This window comes from Humidesulfovibrio sp., from assembly GCF_035560995.1.
Classification (GTDB): domain Bacteria; phylum Desulfobacterota; class Desulfovibrionia; order Desulfovibrionales; family Desulfovibrionaceae; genus Humidesulfovibrio.
Genome location: NZ_DATMYK010000341.1, coordinates 1 through 3,582, shown reverse-complemented (window position 1 = coordinate 3,582; position 3,582 = coordinate 1). Strand labels below are relative to the sequence as shown.

General features: G+C 69.9%; 3 protein-coding genes and 1 pseudogene. 3 read left to right on the top strand and 1 reads right to left on the bottom strand.

All coding sequences use genetic code 11. The annotated features are described in order from the left end of the window. Positions 1-393 precede the first annotated feature (393 nt). The 3 genes from VN419_RS13645 to VN419_RS13635 are packed head-to-tail and all read left to right on the top strand — an operon-like array spanning position 394 to position 3,226. A complete protein-coding gene (locus VN419_RS13645; RefSeq protein ID WP_325647766.1) occupies positions 394-1,155 on the top strand; it encodes a (Fe-S)-binding protein in 762 nt (253 codons plus the stop codon). Between the two features lie 14 nt (positions 1,156-1,169). After that, positions 1,170-2,570 carry a lactate utilization protein B gene (locus VN419_RS13640; RefSeq protein ID WP_325647765.1) on the top strand — a complete coding sequence of 467 codons (1,401 nt, stop codon included), beginning with the start codon at positions 1,170-1,172 and terminating at the stop codon, positions 2,568-2,570. Continuing rightward, complete coding sequence (locus tag VN419_RS13635; RefSeq protein ID WP_325647764.1) at positions 2,567-3,226, top strand: LutC/YkgG family protein; 660 nt, start codon at positions 2,567-2,569, stop codon at positions 3,224-3,226. The genes VN419_RS13640 and VN419_RS13635 overlap by 4 nt, the downstream gene beginning before the upstream one ends. A gap of 22 nt (positions 3,227-3,248) precedes the next feature. Here VN419_RS13635 and VN419_RS13630 read toward each other — a convergent pair. Further along, a pseudogene (locus VN419_RS13630) lies at positions 3,249-3,582 on the bottom strand (hypothetical protein); the annotation flags it as partial.

Sequence of the window (3,582 nt, the reverse complement as noted above, 5' to 3'; positions counted from 1 at the left end):
CTGCCCCAGACCCCGCCAGGGGGTATGCACCCCCTGGACCCGCAGGCCAAGCGAGAAGCCCCGGAGCGCAAGAGCGCTCCGGGGCTTCTCGCTTGGGCAGGGCTGAGGGAGGGCGGCAGGCCCCTGGGACTTCCGCTGTTCGGCGGGCACACAGGTGAAGACGCCGGGGTGGAGTGACGCATGCCCCAGGCCCGCGCCTCCTCCCGCCCGGACCCTCCGCGTCCGTTTTTGTCTCAGGCGGTTTTCACGCCTGAGACAAAAACGGACGCCACAGGGAGTCCAGAGGGCCTTGTGTCCTCTGGCGGGGGTCTGGGGGCGGCGCCCCCGGCTCTTTCCCATTCCCCCATTCCCGCCTCACTTGCCAGCCGCCGCGCCTGGGCGTAAGCCCTGCCGATGCACGCACATCTGTTCATCCCTTGCCTTGTGGAGGACTGCCAGCCCGAGACGGCCGAGGCCGTTGTCGAGGTGCTGGAGCGCCTGGGCGTCGAGGTCCGCCATCCGTCCGGCCAGACCTGCTGCGGCCAGCTGGCCTACAAGACCGGCGACGTGGCCAACGCCCGGCTGCTGGCCCGGCGCTATCTGGACATTTTCGCCGCGCCCGGCCCGGTGGTCTGCCCGTCCGGCTCCTGCGTGAAGATGGTCCGCACCTACCCGGAGCTGTTCGCGGCCGGGACCGAGGAGCATGCCCGCGCCGTGGAGCTGGCGGCGCGGACCTTCGAGTTCTGCGAGTTCGTGGCCGCACAGACGAGCCAGGCAGGCCAGCAGGAGCTGGACAAGCTGGGCCTGCACCTCAAGGTGCGCGCCTGCTATCATGGCTCGTGCCAGATGCAAGGGGAGGGCGTGGCCGCGCCGCGCAGGCTGCTTTCGGCCATACGCGGGCTGACGCTGGTGGAGGCCGAGCGGCCGGAGCGCTGCTGCGGCTTCGGCGGGGTGTTCAGCCTGCAGTTCACCTCCGTGTCCGAGGCTCTGGTGGAGGACAAGTGCGCCGAGATCCTGGCCACGAAGCCGGAGATCATCGTCAGCGCCGAGCCCAGCTGCCTCATGAACATCAGCGGCCACATGGCGCGCCTGGGGCAGCGGCTGCCGTCCCTGCACGTGGCCCAGGTGCTGGCCGCGGCCCTCAAGAAGGAAACTCCGGCCTGGAGGGTGAAATAATGGCGGCGCGCACCATGGAGAACGGAACAATGGAGCTGACCCCGCGCCACTTCCGCGAACAGAGCGCATCGGCCTGCCGCGACGCCAACCTGCGCGCGGTGCTGGACCACGCCACACGGTATTTCATGGGCAAGCGCGGGGCCGCGCTTGAGGCCTTTGCTGGGCGTGATGAGCACTTCGCCCGGGCGCGGGCGGTGCGCATGGGCGCGCTGGCGCGCCTGCCGGAGCTGCTGGAGCAGCTGGAGAGGAACGCCACGGCCGTGGGCGTGCACGTGCACTGGGCGGCGGACGCCTCCGAGGCGCGCACCCTTTTGGCAGGCATCGCCAAGAAGGCTGGGGCCAAGGTCATCGTCAAGGGCAAGAGCATGGTGACCGAGGAGATCGCGCTCAACCCGGCGCTGGAGGCCACCGGCGCTGAGGTCTGGGAGACGGACCTGGGCGAGTTCATCGTGCAGCTTGCGGGCGAGCCGCCCTCGCACATCATCGCGCCCTGCATCCACAAGTCGCGCGCGGACGTGGCCGAACTCTTCGCCGAGAAGCTGAACCTGCACGGCCAGAGCATCCCCGAGCTGACGCTCTTGGCCCGCAAGGCCCTGCGCGAGAAGTTTTTGAGCGCCGACATGGGCATAACCGGCGTGAACATGGCCGTGGCCGAGACCGGCAGCGTCATCCTGGTGGAGAACGAGGGCAACATCCGCATGAGCACCACCTGCCCGCCCGTGCACGTGGCCCTCATGAGCCTGGAGAAGGTGGTGGCCACCCTGGACGACGCCGCGGACATCCTGCGCGTGCTGCCCAGAAGCGCCACGGGCCAGAAGATGTCGTCCTACGTGTCCGTGCTTACCGGGCCGCGCAAAGCGGGCGAGACCGACGGAGCCAGGGAGATGCATCTGGTCATTCTGGACAACGGCCGTTCCTCCGTCTTGGGCGATCCCGTGCTGCGCGAAGCCCTGGCCTGCTTCCGCTGCGGGGCCTGCCTCAATTCCTGCCCGGTGTACCAGACCATCGGCGGCCACGCTTACGGCTCGGTGTACTCCGGGCCCATCGGCACGCTGCTTTCCTCGCTGCTGCTGCCGCCGGAGCAGACCCGCGACCTGCCCTTCGGCTGCACGCTCTGCGGAGCCTGCGCGCGCACCTGCCCGCTCGGCATCAACCACCCGAAGCTCATGCTGGCCCTGCGCCAGCGCGTGGCCGGGGAGCGCGCCAATCCCTTCTCCACTGCGCACTCCATGCTGGCCCGGCACCCGTTGGCCTATCGCTTCGCCGTGGGCATGGCCCGCGCCGTGGACCCGAACCTGGACCTTTTGCCGCGCCTGCCCGGCCTGCCCGGGCTTTCGGAGTTCGTGGACTCGCGCCACCCGCCGGAGCTGAAGAAGCCCTTCACCGCCCGGCGCAAAAAGAAGGAATCCAAATGAGCCGCGCCGAAATCCTCGCCACCCTGCGCAACGGCCTGGCCGCTTCGCCCCTGGAGGTGGAAACCGCGCCCGAACGCCCGGCCTCCCTGCCCGTGGGCCCGGATTCCTGGGACGTTCTGACGGCAGTGCTTGAGCCCCTGGACGTGCGCGTGCGCCTGGCGCGCACCCCGGCCGAGGCCGCACGCCACGTGGCGGACATCGTCCGCGAGCGCGGGGCCAAGAGCTACACGCGCTGGGAAGCCGCGTTGGATGTGCTGGGTTTGCCCGGAGGCTTCGACGCGGCCCTGTCCGGCCTGGAGCGTCTGGAGCCCGGCTGCTGCAACGAGCTGGCCCGGGCCGACCTGGGCTTCGTGCTGGCCCAGGCCGTGCTGCTGGAATCGGGCAGCATGGCCGTGGTGGCCGCACCCGGCCAGCACCGCAGCGCCTCGCTTCTGCCCCCGGCCTCGGTGGTGCTGGCGCCCAAAAGCGCGCTGCTGCCCGATGTCTCGCACCTGCCCGCGCTCCTGGAGCGGCACCGCCTGCCCACGGGCGAGCTGCCCGCCTGCCTGAACCTCATCACCGGACCCAGCAGCACCGCGGACATCGAGCTGGTGCTCGTGCGCGGCGTGCATGGGCCGGGTACGCTGGACGTCATCGGCCTGGACTGGGACGTTTAGGGCGGACGGCTACCGAAGACGTCTAGCCCGCCTGTCCTTCCTGCCCTTCGGCGCGCAGCTGGTCGGTCAGGGCCTTCAGGGTCTGGGCCTGGTGCGTCAGGTCTGCCACGGCGCTGGCCGCGCGGTTCATGGTCTCGGCCGTGTCGTTGGAAATGCGGCTGATGTCCTCCACGCTCTTGTTGATCTCCTCGCTGGTGGCGGACTGCTGCTCGGCCGCGGTGGCGATGGAGCGCACCTGATCCGAGCTTGATTCCACGAGGCCCACGATGGTGTGCAGGGCCTGGCCGGATTCCTGGGCCAGGGCCGTGGCCTTGCGGATGATCTCCACGGAGCGGTCCACGCCATGGATGCTCTTG